The sequence below is a fragment of the uncultured Aquimarina sp. genome, assembly GCF_947495315.1.
In the GTDB taxonomy this organism is placed as follows: Bacteria; Bacteroidota; Bacteroidia; order Flavobacteriales; family Flavobacteriaceae; genus Aquimarina.
In genome coordinates this window covers 206,468-224,217 of the sequence record NZ_CANLYD010000007.1, presented here as the reverse complement: position 1 = coordinate 224,217, position 17,750 = coordinate 206,468, and the positions used below count along the sequence as shown (strand labels likewise).

At 33.1% G+C, this 17,750-nt stretch carries 8 protein-coding genes; 6 read left to right on the top strand and 2 right to left on the bottom strand.

The annotated features are described in order from the left end of the window. Positions 1–102 precede the first annotated feature (102 nt). From bglX to Q0910_RS14555, 4 genes are all read left to right on the top strand, one after another. Entirely contained in the window at positions 103–2,418 is a 2,316-nt protein-coding gene (gene bglX / locus Q0910_RS14570; protein WP_299218003.1) for a beta-glucosidase BglX, read from the top strand. A gap of 3 nt (positions 2,419–2,421) precedes the next feature. Next, positions 2,422–4,695, top strand: a complete 2,274-nt coding sequence (locus tag Q0910_RS14565; protein ID WP_299218000.1) for a glycoside hydrolase family 3 N-terminal domain-containing protein — start codon at positions 2,422–2,424, stop codon at positions 4,693–4,695. 136 nt (positions 4,696–4,831) lie between these two features. Then, positions 4,832–7,624 (top strand): LuxR C-terminal-related transcriptional regulator, encoded by a 2,793-nt coding sequence (locus Q0910_RS14560; protein WP_299217998.1) that lies wholly within the window; start codon positions 4,832–4,834, stop codon positions 7,622–7,624. Between the two features lie 21 nt (positions 7,625–7,645). Further along, positions 7,646–8,659, top strand: coding sequence for a LacI family DNA-binding transcriptional regulator (locus Q0910_RS14555; RefSeq protein ID WP_299217995.1), 1,014 nt, complete (start codon positions 7,646–7,648; stop codon positions 8,657–8,659). Positions 8,660–8,661: 2 nt separating this feature from the next. Here the strand turns inward: Q0910_RS14555 and Q0910_RS14550 are convergent, their stop codons facing one another. Together Q0910_RS14550 and Q0910_RS14545 are read right to left on the bottom strand one after the other, a co-directional pair. Beyond that, complete coding sequence (locus Q0910_RS14550) at positions 8,662–10,713, bottom strand: glycoside hydrolase family 65 protein (protein WP_299217993.1); 2,052 nt, start codon at positions 10,711–10,713, stop codon at positions 8,662–8,664. 193 nt (positions 10,714–10,906) lie between these two features. Next, a complete protein-coding gene (locus tag Q0910_RS14545; RefSeq protein WP_299217991.1) occupies positions 10,907–11,938 on the bottom strand; it encodes a LacI family DNA-binding transcriptional regulator in 1,032 nt (343 codons plus the stop codon). 711 nt (positions 11,939–12,649) lie between these two features. Here Q0910_RS14545 and Q0910_RS14540 point away from each other — a divergent pair. After that, the gene (locus tag Q0910_RS14540; protein WP_299217989.1) at positions 12,650–14,320 is read left to right on the top strand and encodes an alpha-glucosidase; all 1,671 of its coding nucleotides are present in this window, start codon (positions 12,650–12,652) and stop codon (positions 14,318–14,320) included. Between the two features lie 285 nt (positions 14,321–14,605). Beyond that, a complete protein-coding gene (locus tag Q0910_RS14535; RefSeq protein ID WP_299217986.1) occupies positions 14,606–17,749 on the top strand; it encodes a SusC/RagA family TonB-linked outer membrane protein in 3,144 nt (1,047 codons plus the stop codon). Position 17,750: the final 1 nt, after the last annotated feature.

The following is a 17,750-nucleotide window of genomic DNA, read 5'->3' as shown; positions in this document are numbered from 1 at the left end:
TTTATTTACTCTTTAAATGATTATAGAGTTAATATTTTTTAAGTAAATAGAGGGGATAGATTTGTTTAATCATTTATTGCAAATAACTAAAAAGCAAAATCAGTGAAAATTTATAAAAAATTTAATTTTAGGAGTACTAGCATAATTATTACAATAGGTCTTTTATTAATAGTTCCTAAATTTAGTTTTTCTCAAGATAAAGGGAGTCAAGAATCTTCAGATATTATTGAAAGAAAAGTAGATTCCCTACTTTCTTTGATGACCGTTAAAGAAAAAATAGGACAACTTGTATTATATAATGGAAGTTGGGATGTAACCGGACCGCCTTCTGATGTAGGGAATAAAGAAAAATATGAAAAACTGAAAAACGGAGAAGTTGGAGCTATGCTTAATGCTACTTCTGTTGCAGGAACTAAAGAATTGCAGAAAACCGTTATTGAAAATTCACGATTAAAAATACCGTTGCTTTTCGGATATGATGTCATACACGGTTTTAAAACTATGTTTCCTATTCCACTTGGAGAAAGTGCAAGCTGGGATCTAGAGGCGATTACAAAGTCATCATCTATAGCGGCAAAAGAAGCAACGGCTTCTGGGATTAATTGGGCATTTGGCCCCATGATGGATATTTCTAGAGACGCTCGTTGGGGTAGAGTTATGGAAGGAGCGGGAGAGGACCCTTTTTTAGCTTCAAAAATTGCTGTTGCTAGAATTGAAGGTTTTCAAGGAGATGATTTGTCTAAAAATAATACGTTAGCTGCTTGTGCTAAACATTTTGCTGCATATGGTTTTGCAGAAGGTGGAAGAGATTATAACACAGTAAGTATTGGTGAGTATGAGTTGCATAATACGGTATTGCCTCCTTTTAAAGCTGCAGTAGATGCTGGTGTGGCTTCTATGATGAGTTCATTTAATGAAATCGATGGTATACCAGCGACTGGACATAAAGGATTGCAGAGAGATCTTCTTAAGAATACTTGGGATTGGGATGGATTTATAGTTTCTGATTGGGCATCTATTGCAGAGATGATATTTCATGGGTATGCAAAAGATAAAACACATGCAGCAGAACTGGCAATACACGCCGGTAATGATATGGATATGGAAGGAAGAGCTTATGAAACAGGTTTAGAACAGTTAGTAAAAGAGGGGAAGGTAGATGAAAAACTAATTAATGAAGCTGCTAAGCGAATACTTCGAGTTAAATTTAAGTTGGGATTATTTGATGACCCATTCAAATATTGTGATGAAGAACGAGAGAAAAAAGATGTATACACTAAAGAACATATAGAAGTTTCTAGGGATGTGGCCAAAAAGTCTATCGTTTTACTAAAAAATGATAATGACGTATTGCCTCTTAAAAAGGATATCAAAAGTATTGCAGTTATAGGTCCATTAGCTGATGATAAAGATACTCCAATTGGTAGTTGGAGAGGTATGGCAACCCCTAATTCTGCGGTTTCACTTTTAGAAGGAATTAAAACAGCAGTAGATCAAAGTGTTAAAATATCATATGCTAAAGGAGTAGAGCTTGGAGTGGGTGAAAGGAGTTTTGTACGTGATTTAAAAGTAAACAGAGATAGTTTTAAAGGTATTGAAGAAGCAGTAAAGATAGCTAAAGGTGCGGAGATTGTAGTTTTAGCTATTGGAGAAGAAGCTTTTCAGTCTGGAGAAGCTAGAAGTCAAGTAAGTATTGAGTTAACGAAGCCTCAACAAAAATTATTCGAAGAGATCTATGCAGTTAATAAAAATATAGTAGTTGTTCTTATGAATGGTCGTCCTATGGCGATTTCGGATATTGCTGAAAAAGTACCTTCGATATTAGAAACCTGGCATTTGGGATCAGCATCAGGAAATGCAATTGCAGATGTATTGTTTGGTGATTATAACCCTTCTGGTAAACTACCCGTTTCTTTTCCGAGACATGTTGGTCAGCTTCCTTTATATTACAATGTAAAAAATACAGGAAGACCTTCAAATCCTGATGGAATGGTGTTTTGGTCACATTATACGGATGAGAAAAATGATGCTTTATTTCCTTTTGGACATGGGTTAAGCTATACGACTTTTGAATATAAAGATCTAAAAGTAAGTACTCCGTCTTTTGCTTCTGGTGGGAATATCTCAGTTTCGGTAACTATTACAAACACAGGTAAGAGAAAAGGGAAAGAAGTTGTGCAATTATACATTAGGGATTTGATAGGAAGTTTAACACGTCCGGTGAAAGAATTAAAAGGGTTTGAGTTAATTGAACTCGAACCAAAGGAAAGTAAGACAGTTACTTTTAGTGTTAACGAAGAGACTATCCAGTTTTATACAGCCAATAAAAAATGGGAAGCAGAGCCTGGAGATTTTAAGGCTTTTGTAGGAGGGACTTCAGATACGGGTCTTGAAATTGATTTTTCTTTTAAAAAATAAATGATGCAAAAACTATATATAATATTATTGGTTCTAATTGTCGTAAGTTGTAATTCAGAATCAAATAAAGAGGATGGAAAATCGATGTCAGAAAAACCAATTAAAAGTACAGAATTAGATAATGAAGTAGCAAGCTTACTTTCTAAAATGACTTTAGAAGAAAAGGTTGGTCAGATGACACAGATTACGCTTGATGTTGTAACAAAAGGCGATAATCAATATAGTTCATCACAGCCTTACAAGTTGGACTCTGCATTGGTTTATAAAGCTATTCATACGTATAAGGTTGGTTCAATACTTAACACTCCAGGAGTACCTTTATCAAGGCAAGATTGGTATAAAACGATTAAAACCTTCCAAGATGAGGCTGCAAAAACGCCAAGACAGATTCCAATTATTTATGGGATTGACGCTATTCACGGAGTAAACTACACAATCGGAGCCACATTATTTCCGCAACAAATAGGATTGGCGGCAACTTTTAATAAAGATTTGGTTAAAGAAGCAGCAAAAATATCGGCTTATGAAACCAGAGCTTCTTCGATTCCCTGGAATTTTTCTCCTGTTTTAGGTTTAGGGAGAAATCCGTTATGGCCAAGATTATGGGAAACATTTGGAGAGGATGTGTATTTAGGAAAAACTATGGGTGTCGCAATGATAGAAGGGTATCAGGGAACATTGGGAGATCCAAATACAGTTGCTTCCTGTATGAAGCATTATTTGGGATATAGCGTTCCACTTTCTGGTAAAGATCGTACACCTGCATGGATACCAGAGAGAGAATTGAGACAGTATTTTTTACCCGCATTTAAAGAAGCAGTAGATGCAGGATCTGTAACCTTAATGATTAATTCTGGCGAAATTAATGGCGTTCCGGTACATGCTAGTAAGTTTTTACTAACAGATGTGTTAAGAGGTGAATTAGGTTTTGATGGTATTGCTGTTACAGATTGGGCAGATATCAATTATCTGCATACTAGACACAAAGTAGCCGAAACTATCAAAGACGCAATTAAAATGTCTGTTAATGCGGGAATAGATATGAGTATGGTGCCACATGATTTTGAGTTTTCAGAATTACTTGTTGAATTAGTGAAAGAAGGAAGTGTTTCTGAGGAAAGGATTAATGATGCAGTTTCTAGAATATTAAAAGTTAAGATGCAATTAGGGTTGTTTGAGAATCCCGTTACTGATCCAAAGGATTATCCTGATTTTGGATCTGATAAGTTTGCTGAGGTTAGTAAAAAAGCAGCAGTAGAATCTTTTACATTATTAAAAAATAAGAATAATATTCTTCCTCTAGAAAAGGGTGCTAAAATATTAGTAACAGGTCCAACTGCTAACACTATGAGATCACTTAACGGAGGTTGGTCTTATAATTGGCAGGGTAGCGAGGCTGATAATTATGCAAAAGATAAAAATACAATAGCTGAGACTTTTACGAATTCAGGTAATGCTACATTTATACAAGGAGTTTCTTTTGAAGGTGAAAATAATATTAATGAAGCAGTGAAAGCTGCAAAACAAAGTGATGTAATATTATTATGCCTAGGCGAAAATTCATACACAGAAACCCCAGGAAATACAAATTCTATACTAATGCCAAAGGATCAAATCGATTTGGCCAAAGCGCTATCTAAAACTGGAAAAAAAATAATACTTGTTTTATTAGAAGGAAGACCAATTATTTTTAATGAAATAGAACCGTTGGTTGATGCAGTTTTTATGGGGTACTTACCCGGTAATTATGGAGCAGATGCTTTAACAGATTTATTATTTGGGATAGAGAATCCATCAGGAAGATTGCCTATAAATTATCCGAAACATCCACATGCGTTTGTAAATTATAATCATAAACACTCGGATAACATTTCTGTACCTAATTATTATGATTCTGACTACGATCAGCAATATGAATTTGGAGATGGATTATCGTACACTAGTTTTGAATATGCTGATTTATCAATTAGTTCTAAAGAAATGAATCAGGATGGCTCAATTGAAGTTTCTGTAAATGTTACTAATACCGGAAGTAGAAAAGGAAAAGAAACTGTGTTACTTTTTATAAGTGATCTGTATGCTAGTATTACACCAGAAGTTCGTGCGCTGAAAGGGTATGATAAGATTACATTAGATAAAGGAGAATCTAAAAAAGTATCATTTACAATCACGAAAGATGAATTATCCTTTGTTAATGAAAATTTAGAAACAGTTGCGGAACCAGGTGATTTCGAAATTAGAATCAGAGATTTAAAGAAAAAAATTAAGCTTAAATAATTATCTAGATTTAGTATCTATCTTTTAGTGGATCAACATTGATGACTTATTAATGTTTTATAAACAAGTGGTTTGTGAAATGTGTTAAGATTTTAATGGTATATTTGATAAGCTTACTTATGTAAAAACTCATCTAATGTATCGTTTTTTTATTATACTTTGTTGTTTGTCTTTTTCGGTTTATTCCCAATCTATAAAGAATAAGACACTTCCTAAAATTACCCATTATGATACTAAAAATATGGGGTTTAATGCTCAGTCTTGGAATATTCAACAGGATGAGAATGGTTTAATTTATATTGCTAATGGGCATCAAGTTTTGATATTTGATGGGACTGATTGGTCTTCTGTAGCTACTAATTCGGAAATGGTCAATAGAAGTCTATTTGTTAAGAATAAGGATACAATTTATTTTGGCGCAGACGGGCATCATGGTATGTTAATTAAAAATGGCTATAATAACTATGATTTGCAGCCATTAAGGAATAGTAAGAAAGACGTTGTAGCAGATATAGAGGAATATTGGAGAACTCATTTTATTAATAATGAGATCATTTTTCAAACCTTCAGGAATTTATATGTTAATCAAGATAATATCATTACTAAAATTCCAGCTCCTTATCGCTTTAAATGGAGTTACAAGGTAGATGATCAAATATATGTAAATGATCTTAAGTATGGTGTTTTTAGATTACAGGAAACTAACCTGATCCCAGTGATTAGCGATTCTAATTTAAATGAGAATGTTATTGGAGTTACAAAGGTTAATGAAGATCTAATCATTATTACAGATACTAAGGGAGTATATAGACTTATTGGAGATAGTCTGGTTCCTCTTAATTTTTCAATGTCTGATGAAGTAGAGAAAGCCCAGATCTTTTCTTTTCTAAAACTTAGTGACAACAGAATAGCACTTGGAACAGTTTCTAATGGCTTATATATCATAGATCTTAAGACAGGAGAAACGGATAATATCAATAAACGAAATGGGTTACAAAATAATACAATACTCTCTATATATCAAGATTATGAAGATAACCTTTGGCTTGCGTTAGACTACGGAGTAGATTATGTAAAATTGAATTCTCCTCTTACTTATTATTATGATTATTATGGAGACCTAGGGTCCACTTATGCTGTAGTTAAAGAACAAAATCTGACGTATTTAGGAACCAATCAGGGACTATATGTTTCAGATAATTATGATATCTCCGGAAATTCTAATGATGTTTTAGAATTGTTACTTAATGGACAGGTCTGGAATATAGAAAGAGTTGAAAACGAAATTTATGTTGGACACGATAAAGGTGCTTATGCTTTAAATGGAAAGGTTTTAACAAGAATGGGAGAAGATTTGGGTGCTTGGAATTTTCGAAAATATGAAGTGCCAGGACAGAATGATGTCATCGTTTCTGGAAATTATAACGGAATCTCCTTGTACCAAAGAAATGGAAATGAATGGGAAGGATATAAATTAAAAGGTTTTGAAAAATCAGGGAGATATTTGGAAGTTGATGAAGAAAACAATCTTTGGGTGGCTCTGGGAACTGATGGTGTGTTTAAGTATCGTTTGGATTATGATAGTAAAGAATTAAAAAACCTTGCGTTTTATCCAGTAAGTGATTTTGACGGAAAAAGAGTATCGCTTTCAAAGGTTGAAAATAAGATTGTCATAACGTCAAATTTTCATTCTTATACTTATTCTAGCAATGAAAATACTTTTACAAAGTCTGAAATCGGTTTAAATCGAGGATATGCTCCCAGAATACTTAAAAAAGAAAATGAAACCTGGTTTGTAGATAATGATAAAGTAGTGGTAGAGGACAAAAACGGTCTTACAGCGCTGCCCGAACTAAAAGACCAGTTAATACCAGATGTTCTTAATGTTTTTTCATTGAATAAAGAGAATAAAATCATTCCTGTTTTTAATGGTTATGCTATGTATTCTAAAGGTAGAAAGACAATGAATAGAAATATTGGAAGTGATGTGTTAATCAGGAATTTCGTTTCGGTGAATAGTGGCAAATCATATGTTTTTGATTCGGAAATACCATTTTCAGATAATGATCTTAAGATTAATTATGCGCTACCTATATATGGTCAGGAAATAGCATATCAAACCCGTTTAAATAACAAGGAATGGAGTAAGAAAACTACAGCAACGGAGCAAACCTTGTTTAATCTTAAAGAAGGAGAATATACGTTTAAAATAAGAGCTAAATACAATGGTGATTTTAGAGAAAGTACTTTTGATTTCAGCATAAAACCTCCTATTTACAGAACACATTGGGCGTATGTTTTGTATCTGCTACTATTGTTATTGTTGATTATTTCGATAATCGGAATTAATCGATATAAAATGAAGAAGCAAGAACGAATTTTGTTAGAACAGAAAGCAGAAAAACTTCAAAAACAGGAAGAAGAGCATAGAGCTCAGAAATTAGAACAGGAACATAAAATTATTGAGTTAAATAATTCCAAATTACAGGATGAGATAAAGGCAAAAAGCAGAGAGCTTACTCAGATTGCTTATGTTAACCTAAATAAAAATAAGATTCTCAAGAAAATAAAGGATAAAATTGTCAAAGTACAAAGTTCTTCTCCTCAGAAACTGCCCACTAATAGCTATAATGAATTGGTAAGATTGGTGGATTATTATATTACAGATAAAGAAAGTAAGTTGTTTGAAATTAATTTTGATAAGTCACATCAGGAGTTTTATGAAAAACTTTCTAAAAATTACCCTAACCTAACTTCCAAGGATTTAAGGTTATGTGCATACCTTAAAATGAATCTTTCTTCAAAAGAAATTGCTCCACTATTAGGAATAAGTTCACAAAGTGTGGATGTTAGCAGGCATAGATTAAGAAAAAAGCTTAATTTAGGCTCCAAAGATAATTTGACTAATATTCTTATAAGTCTAAAATAAGAAATTTCTAATAGTAAGGTCATGAGGAAAAAGGTTACCCTAAAACAGCTTGCCAAAGAATTGAACCTATCCATTTCTACAGTTTCTAAATCATTAAAGAATGATTCGGAAATAAGTCAGAAAACCATTAATAGAGTTCACGAATTAGCTAATTTTTATAATTATAAACCTAACGCATTAGCCGTAAGTTTAAAAAGCAATAAGACAAATACTATAGGAGTTTTATTACCGGAAATTCTAAATCATTTTTATGCAAAAGTGTTATATGGTATTGAACAGGAAGCTTCTAAAAATGGGTATAAAATTGTAACCTGTATAACCAATGAGTCTTATGAAAAGGAGGTGGAGTATGTAGAAATGCTTAATTATAGCAGTGTAGATGGATTTATATTAGCGTTGAGTAAAGAGACGCAAATGCTTAATAAGCTAGATCACTTTAAAGATCTAAAAAGAGACAATGTTCCTTTGATCATGTTTGATAGGGTAAGCGGAGAAATAGATTGTGATAAAGTAATTGTTGATGATAAACATGCATCAAAAACAGCTATCCAACATTTGATAAAAACTGGATGTAATAAAATTGCAGTGATTTCTACCATTTTTGATCTTAGTGTAGGCAAATTAAGGTTAGAGGGTGCTCTAGAAGAAGTTTCATTACACGATGAGGTGTCATTGATACAATTGCCTATAAATAATGTAGAGACCGAAGAAAATGAAATAGAATCATTTCTTAAGAATAATGAAATAGATGCAGTACTTGGATTGGATGAGACTGCAGCGGCGATAGCAATAAATATGGCTAATAAATTGGGATATAGTATACCGAAAGAGATTTCAGTAATTGGCTTTACAGATGGTTTATTGTCAAAACACTCTTATCCTAAATTAACAACAGTATCGCAACATGCAGAAGACTTAGGTTCAAAAGCAGCAAAAATGTTGCTTGATCGATTATCTAATGCATCAGAGAATAATTATCAAACAAAAACTGAGATTGTAAAAACTTCTTTAATACTTAGAGATTCCACAAATTGATCTTATTCAATTACAAAGGTTTTCATTTCAGGTCCCACTCCCGTAATGGTTAACTTTTTCCAGCCTGATGGTAGAATTGGATTTTTTTGAATAATACCATCATCAGTAATGTACAATCCTGCAAATCCAAAAATTACTGCCTGTAACATGCCTCCGGCTCCTGTTGCAAAATAGGGGTTGTTACTTGTTGCGGCTTCGGCAAGTGCTCCAAAAGGAGGTCTCTTGTTAGGTTCATAACTCCTTTTAAAAAGTCTGAAAGAATTTTCGGCATCTCCTAGTCTAGCATAAATAACTGCAAATACGCTTTGCGCCATCGCAGGACCTTCTTCAGCGAGTTTAGATTCATAATAAGATAAATCTTTAAGTATTGTTTCCCGATCAGAGATGATATCCAAAGGATAAGCTAATAAATTTACATCTGCTTGTTTGATTCGATCTCCATTATATGTACTATGCTCTTTAGTAGTGCCATCATCAAACTTATGAATGACAATTTTTTCGGCAACTTCTTTCCATATTTTATGTGGTATAAGTCCAATTTCTTTTGCTGCAAGAGATGCATATCTTAAACAGGTGATGGCTGATCCATTAGTAAAAGCATTGTCATCAATGTTAGATGCAAATTCGTTAGCTCCTACTACGTTTTTAATAGAATATGATCCATCAGAGTTTTTTGTAGTCCGACTTACCCAGTAATCTGCCACTTCTTTTAATAAAGGGTAACCACGCTCTTGAAGCCATTTTTTATCTTTAGTCACTCTATAATAATTCCAGAAGGCGATACCTACATCTGCGGTTATGTGATGTTCAAAAGTTCCTGTTAATGCCCAAGGAGGGGTTGCTTCTTCTCCTGTGTCATCACTTTCCCAAGGAAACATGGCTCCTTTATATCCAAAATTAATAGCTTTTCTTTTTGCTACATCAAGTCTATCTGATCTGTAGTTAACTAGAGAGCGAGCAATATCCTGATTCAATACTAATAATGGAGGATACATCCATAACTCAGTATCCCAGAAAATATGTCCGTTATAACCTTGTGAGCTTAAACCCATTGGCGCAATACTAAGATTAGAATCTCCTCTTGAGAATGCATAAAGATGATATAATGCCAATCTTATATCCAATTGAGATTGAAGGTCTCCATCTATAATGATGTCCCCTTTCCAAAGGTTTTTCCATAAACCTTTATGTTGATTTAATAAGTCATTTCTTGGAGTAAGTAAGTTGAAAATAACAAAACGCTCGCTTTCGTTTTGGGGATCAAAAAAATCCTGAGTAGAACATTGGGCAGCAGTCCAAGCAAATTTATAGTGCTCCCCTTTTTTTACTTTTTTTTCAAAAGATAAATGATTGTTATACTCCGAAATTTTGTGGTGCGTTAGTTTGGGACGTTGATTTTCTTTTCCAGAATTAATATCGTGCCATATAAAAGTAGCTGATGTGCCAACTGTATGTTTACCTAATCTACTTTTTGCAACTGTTTGGAGAATTGGCATTGTTGTTTCTGCATCTTTTAATGTTCTAAAAGTACTCAATGGGGTAAGGTATTCTTCTGGAGTTTGAATTTTCCCCACGACTTTAAGGTCAATGTCCTTAGAGGTCTTTATTTCGAAATCAATATATCCAGAATAAGGTACATTTCGAAGCGCATATATAGTATATGAAATTTCTGCAATGGAATTATAGCTGAATGTTGTTGTGAAACTGGCTTCTTTCATATTCAACGTCTGTTTCCAATTACTGATATTTTCATTTCTTAACTTAACGTTGTTTATATATAGATCAAGATTTCCGAAGTTCATTCCTAAAAGTATCCTGCTAACACCAAGAGGAGATTCTTTATCATAAACATTGTTTAGAATGATTTTATCAGTTTCCAAAATATTGGAAGATGGGAGAATACCAATTCTTCCATTAGCGGTTACAATACCGGTATAATTTTGATTCTCAGTTGTAGATAAAGTCCATCCGCTTTTTTGTGAAAGTGCAGAGGTAATAGCAAAAAGGTGTAATAAAATTAGAATACGACAAGTTTTGGTAACCTTAAATGACATAACAAGATGATTTTGTGAAGTAAAAAAAATGTATTCATTCAAAAAATAAATACACTAAACAATTTACTAAACAAATTTTAAAAACTGTAATAAGATAAGTTGATATAATAATACAAGCGTTTGTATTATGGTATTTTCTGAAAAACCAAAAAATCTCCTATAATTCATCAATACTTTTCTTATGTAGAATGTTTTAAGTGCTTTCTCTTTCAGTTAGTTGCGTTTCTAATCGAACTATTGTTTTCTTGTGATCCATTTCATCAGGCTCATTAAGTTGATTGATAAGAAGCTCCGCAGCTTTTTGACCCATTTCAAAACTTGGTTGAGATACACATGTCAAAGTTGGGACAAATACTTCTCCCAGACCTAAATCTCCAAAGCCTATTACAGCAACTTCTTCTGGTATTTTTTTGCCTGTTTTTAGTAGGGTTTTCATAGTTAGTAGGCCATAATTATCAGTACAGGCAAAGACTGCATCAGGAGTAGTAGATAAATGCTGGAAAAAATCAAGGATTTCTTTATCTTCAAATTCTCGATGAAGAGAATTACAATGCAAAATTAGTTCTTTGTGAACAGGAATATCGTATTCAGTTAACGCTGCAATAAAACCTTTATATCGATCTTGGAATACCTTCTTTTCTTTTATGCCTCCGATGAAAGCAATTTTTTTCTTTCCTTTTTTTATTAGGAATTCTACAGCGGCAAAAGAAGCTTTTTTGTCATCTATCATTACATGATCAGCTCCAGAAACTTGTTCTCTAATATTGTCAAATAATACCATTGGCATTCCTTTGCTGATTAAGTCATTTAGATGAGCTACATTTTCAGTTTCATGTGTGGGTGATAAAATAATACCATCTACCAAACCCCTTTCAAAGGAAATTAAGTTTTCTTTTTCGAATTCATATGAGTTTCTAGAGGAACTAATAAGTATTTTATAATTATGATTTCTGGCATATTGATCAATCCCTCTGCAAACTTCAATAAAAAAAGGTTCATCATATCGAGGAATCAGAACCCCAATAATATTAGTTTTGCCTGAACTAAGACTTTTAGCAATTTGATTAGGCATATACCCCATCAACTTCGCAGTGTTAAATACTTTTTCCCGAGTGCTTGGTTTTACTCTTGGATTTTCATCTAAAGCACGAGACACTGTTGCAATAGAAACGTTAAGTTTTCTTGCAATATCCTCAAGTTTCACCCTTCTTTTTTTAAAACCCATTAAAATTAGTATTAAAATATTATCAATAAATATCTTATTTTGATAAAAAAACGATAATACAAACGTTTGTATTTTTTTTAGTAGAAGATTTACTTTTTTAGGATGCTATTTGTTATGTATTTTGTGGTAACATGAATTAGCACAAAATAATACAGTATTAAGATTTATTAAATAATAAGTTTTTTTAAAACCTTCCCCAAAATAAAATATTCAAATTTCGGTATTTGAATCACCTACGCTAATTTATGATAAATAATGTTATGACCTATGTTTTTTTAAGAAATTGAAAAATGGTTTGATAAGAAGTCTATTGGTTGTTTTTTTATGATTGTATAGAAAAATTTTAAAGATGTGTCTATATAAAATCTATACTTAATCGTTTACATTCTTTATTTGGACCTTCTTTTTATATCTTACTGATATTGGTTAATTATTTGATTATCAGTTTTTTAAATTTAAAAAACTACTATTAAACCTGTATTGTATAGGTAATGTAAAGATTTAGATATTTGAAATTCTATGTGAATATTATTGTAGTTTTGATAAAAAAAGAACTTAACATGTATCAATATTGATATATTTTAACTTTTTTTTTATTAATTCAGTTATATACAATGTTTTTTGAGAAAAAATTAATTAGAATCGATTTAATAGCGTCTGAATCCTTTAATAAGTAAGAATAATTATTGTTTAAAAATTAAAATTTATTAAGTGGAGCTTACTTGGTTTAAAAAAGGAACAATCTATCAGATATACCCTCGGAGTTTTAATGATAGTAATGATGACGGTATAGGAGATTTGAGAGGGATTATCAAAAAATTGGATTATATACATAGTTTGCATATTGATATTATATGGTTGAGCCCGATTTTTAGTTCGCCAAATGACGATAATGGATATGATATAAGTGATTATTGTTCTATTATGCCAGAGTTTGGTACTATGGATGATTTTGATGAATTATTAAAAGAAACTCATAAAAGAGGGATGAGGTTGATTTTGGATCTTGTTGCTAATCATTGTTCGGATGAGCATAAATGGTTTGAAGAGGCTAAGAAATCTAAAGATAATCCATATAGAGATTATTTTCATTGGAAGAAACCTTCGATTGATGGTGGTCCTCCAAACAACTGGAAATCCTTTTTTGGCGGAAGTGCTTGGGAGTTAGATGAATTTTCGGGAGAATATTATTTGCACCTTTTTACTAAAAAACAACCTGATCTAAATTGGGAAAATCCTAAAGTGAGAGAAGAGATATATGATGCAATGCGTTTTTGGTTAGATAAAGGAGTTGATGGATTTAGGATGGATGTCATTCCTTTGATATCCAAACCTGATGGATATCCCGATGCACCAGAAGTAGGTTTTAGAAAAATTATTGAAGATGTCTATGCCAATGGACCTACTGTTCATAGGTATCTTAATGAAATGAATAAAGAAGTTATCAGCAAATATGATGCTTTTTCGTTGGCAGAGGGAGTTGGTATTAATGAAGACACTGTTGGACTTTATGTAAACTACGATAGAAAGGAATTAGATATGTTATATCATTTCGATATTCTTGAGTGTACAATAGTAAATGGAAAATTTGAAGAAGCTTCTCCGTTCGATCTGATCCAGATGAAACGGATATTTAAAAAATGGCGAGATGCTATACATGAAACTGGTTGGATTGCTAATGCTATGGGAAACCATGATTTCGCACGTATGGTGTCTAGGTTTGGAGACGATAAGAAATACCATAAAGAGTCCGCTAAGATGTTAATGACCATGTTATCAACCCAAAACGGTACCTTGAATATATATCAGGGTGATGAGATTGGAATGACCAATATATCCTTGCTTAATGTTGATGAAGTAAGAGATATACAGTCTTTAAATTTTTATAATGAAAATAAAATAACTCATAGGTACACAGAGGAATTGGCTCTAGAGATGATTAATAAAGAAGGACGTGATAATGCAAGAACTCCAGTACAGTGGAGTGATGAGATAAATGGGGGTTTTTCTGAAGAAGAACCTTGGTTAAAAGCTAATCCTAATTACAAAGATATTAATGTAGAGCATCAGGACAAAGATCCTAATTCTATATTGAATTTTTATAGAAGTTTATTAAAAACAAGGAAAGAACATGATGTATTTGTGCATGGTGATTTCGAAGAAATAGAATTTAATAACCCTAAGCTGTATATATATATAAAGAAACTTGGCGAAGAGAAAATTATGGTAATGCTTAACTTCAATAGCTCTGAAGAGTTATTTGATTCTGGAAGTAGTATAAATGAAGTTGAGATTCTTTCGAATAATTATGAAAACCTAGATATTGAAGATAATAAGGTTGTCTTGAAGCCATATCAAGGGGTGATACTGGATTTAAAATAAAATTGAAGTATAACAAAGATGAATCAAGTAGAAAGTGAAATTAGTTTTTGTTTGTTAGCGAAGGAGTTTTTCTGATAGGAACTCCTTTAGAAGAGGTAACATAGGGGCATCTTAAAATTGTAACTTTTGTTTTCAAATATTTATTTGTAGTTACTAACGTGTCGATTGTTCTAGTAAGACGAAGAAGCCCCTGTTACTTGTTTTTTTGATAGAAAATTAATTTTTTAACGATAAAAGTATGAATAATTAACAACTAAATATTTAAATTTAATCAAACTCTAAATTATGAAAAGTATGATACTCAAAAAACTCATGTTTCTTTTGGTATTTATCTCGGGGAATATGATGTTTGCACAAATCACAGTTACAGGGGTGACTTCTGATGCAAATGGTCCCATACCTGGGGTGAATGTACTCGTAAGAGGTACAACAAATGGGGCAATTTCTGATTTCGATGGAAACTATACCCTAAACAATGTAGCAGAAGATGCTACCTTGATTTTTAGTTATGTCGGATTCCAGACCAAAGCGATAGAAGTTAATGGGAAAACGGTCATTAATGTTACCATGACAGAAGATGCTGCTGAATTAGAAACAGTGGTAGTAATCGGGTATGGAACACAATCTGTAAAAGATGCAACAGGTGCTGTGGCTGTAGTTAGTTCTAAAGACTTTAATCAAGGGGTGATTGCGTCTCCTGAGCAATTGATTCAGGGTAAAACTGCTGGGGTTCAGATTACACAAACAAGTGGTGAACCTGGAGCAGGAGTCAATTTGAGAATTAGAGGAACAAGTTCAGTTAGATCGAACAACAATCCTTTGTTTGTAGTTGATGGGGTTCCACTAGCTGGTGATGAAACAGGTGCCACAGGTAGTGATATTGGAGTCGGTTCAAGTGCATCCAGAAACCCATTAAACTTTATTAGTCCAGGAGATATAGAGAGTATTAGTATTCTGAAAGATGCATCGGCAACGGCTATTTATGGGTCTAGAGGAGCTAATGGAGTAGTTATTATTACTACCAAAACTGGTAGAGGATCTACAAAACCAACATTCGAGTTTTCTTCTACTGTTAGTATCGCCAAACCTGCAGAAGAATTTGATTTATTAGATAGGGATCAATATTTAGCAGCGATCGATTCTTTTGGAGGAGATGTTGCTTCTCAGGATTTTGGTAATAATACGGATTGGCAAGATGTTATCACTAGGACTACGGCTTCTCAAAATCAGAATTTGTCGTATGCGCAAAGTTATAAAAATGGAAATGTAAGAGCTTCTTTTGGATATGGTAAACAATTCGGTGTTATCGAGAAAAGTTCATTAGAAAGAATAACTGGACGGATCAATGCTTCACATCGTTTTTTTGATGAGAAATTGAAAGTAAATTTTCAAGGAACTATTTCTAGGGTTAATGATCAGTCACCTCCAATCGGTGGTGATGCAGGTTTCCAAGGAGATTTATTAGGGGCGGCTTATATAGCGAATCCAACTTGGCCGGCGAATTCTGGTTTTGATCCAGGAGGTTCTTTTGTAAATCCCTTAAACTTGTTGGTAAATAGTCAGAATGAAACAAAAACAAATAGAATATTACTAAACGGTTCTATTGAATACAAAATTATAGAAGGTTTATCTGCAAAACTTAATTTAGGATACGATGATTCAGAATCCACAAGAGGAAGTGCAATTTCTGGAAGTGTTATTGGTTTGCAAAATGGAACACCAGGTAATGGAAGAGCAACCGTAAATGATATTGACGTAACCAACAGGTTATTGGAATTTACAGTAAACTATGAAAAGGATTTAGGTGATTCTAATTTCTCGATATTAGGAGGTTATTCTTTCCAAGACTTTTCCAGATCAGGAAGAAATATAGGAGGATTTGGCTTTAATACCGTAAGTTTAGATGGTATGATTGATGGTTTGGAAGCTTCTGCGGATGCTATTGAAGGTAATATTGATGGTCCTTATCAGCAGTATATAGTTTCAGACAGGATAAGAGACGGAGGAGGAACAATTGCGGGAGCCTTTATCAATAGAATAGTCCCTAATGTTGAAGGTAGAGTTCCTTTTACTGCACCAAATGGTTTAGTGGCCTCTACGATTACAGGAGACACTTTTGATACTACAGATGAATTACAGTCATATTTTGTAAGAGCTAACTATACAATTAAAGAAAAATATATTTTTACTGCTACGATGCGTGCTGATGGTTCTTCAAGATTCGGTGAAAATAATAAATACGGATATTTTCCTTCCGGTGCAGTTGCTTGGAAATTGGATCAGGAAGATTTTATTCCAGATACTTTTTCTACCTTAAAATTGAGAGTTGGATATGGTGTCACGGGGAATCAAGATGGATTAGGATTTGGAAACTTCATACGTAGAGAGAGATTTGTTGCGCCGAGTATAGAAAATGGAGGAGAGGTAGTAGTTCCGGGAACAAGTGATGTTTCTTTTGAGAACCCAGATTTAAAATGGGAAGAAACTTCTCAGTTAAATTTTGGTATCGATTTTGGATTTATGAATGATCGTCTTAATGGTAGTTTAGATTTGTATAGAAAAGACACACAAGATTTGCTTTTACAAGTACAATCAGCTCAACCGGCAGCGCAACCTTTTACATTTACTAATGTAGACGGTAATGTAATAAACCAGGGAGTTGAATTTGCCATTAATTATGATATCATACAGCTAGAAGATTTAACTTGGAATTTTGGTTTTAATATTGCTTATAATAAAAATGAGTTACAAAATTTTGAAGGTGCATTTGATGCAGGTGCTATCTTTGGTCAAGGTCTTACAGGAGCATTTTCTCAACGATTAGTAGAAGGACAACCATTATTTTCGTATTTCCTAAGAGAATTTCAAGGTTTTGATCCAGATACTGGCTTGGCTATTACTGCTAATGATGATGCTCAAGTTTTTGTAGGTAAAAGTGCTTTGCCAGATATTAATGTTGGAATCTCTACCAGTTTTAACTATAAAAATTGGGATGCAAGTGTGTTTTTTGCAGGGCAGTTTGGTCATTATGTTTATAATAATACTCAAAATGCTTTTTTCACTGCAGGAAGTATCAACGGAGGTCGTAATGTTACCACAGATGTTATCGGAAATGGAGAAGCAGGAACAAATGCTGCAGATGTATCTACCCGTTTCTTAGAGAGCGGAGACTTCCTAAGACTGCAAAATGCAACCATTGGATATAATGTGCCTCTTTCAGGTAAAGGAGTTTTTAAAACGATGAGGTTATATGCAAGTGGTCAAAATTTATTTGTAATTACAGATTATAGCGGTTTAGATCCTGAAGTGAGTACAGCTCCAACCACAACGAGTAACAATCTTCTGAACAACCTCCCTACAGCGGGAATTGATTATACAGCCTTTCCAAGGCCAAGAACCTATACGTTTGGGTTAAATGCTACATTTTAAA

Coding starts and splice junctions, on each gene's coding strand:
- Q0910_RS14565 (WP_299218000.1), top strand. CDS start 2,422: ATGCAAAAACTATATATAATATTATTGGTTCTAATTGTCGTAAGTTGT.
- Q0910_RS14560 (WP_299217998.1), top strand. CDS start 4,832: ATGTATCGTTTTTTTATTATACTTTGTTGTTTGTCTTTTTCGGTTTAT.
- Q0910_RS14555 (WP_299217995.1), top strand. CDS start 7,646: ATGAGGAAAAAGGTTACCCTAAAACAGCTTGCCAAAGAATTGAACCTA.
- Q0910_RS14550 (WP_299217993.1), bottom strand. CDS start 10,713: ATGTCATTTAAGGTTACCAAAACTTGTCGTATTCTAATTTTATTACAC.
- Q0910_RS14545 (WP_299217991.1), bottom strand. CDS start 11,938: ATGGGTTTTAAAAAAAGAAGGGTGAAACTTGAGGATATTGCAAGAAAA.
- Q0910_RS14535 (WP_299217986.1), top strand. CDS start 14,606: ATGAAAAGTATGATACTCAAAAAACTCATGTTTCTTTTGGTATTTATC.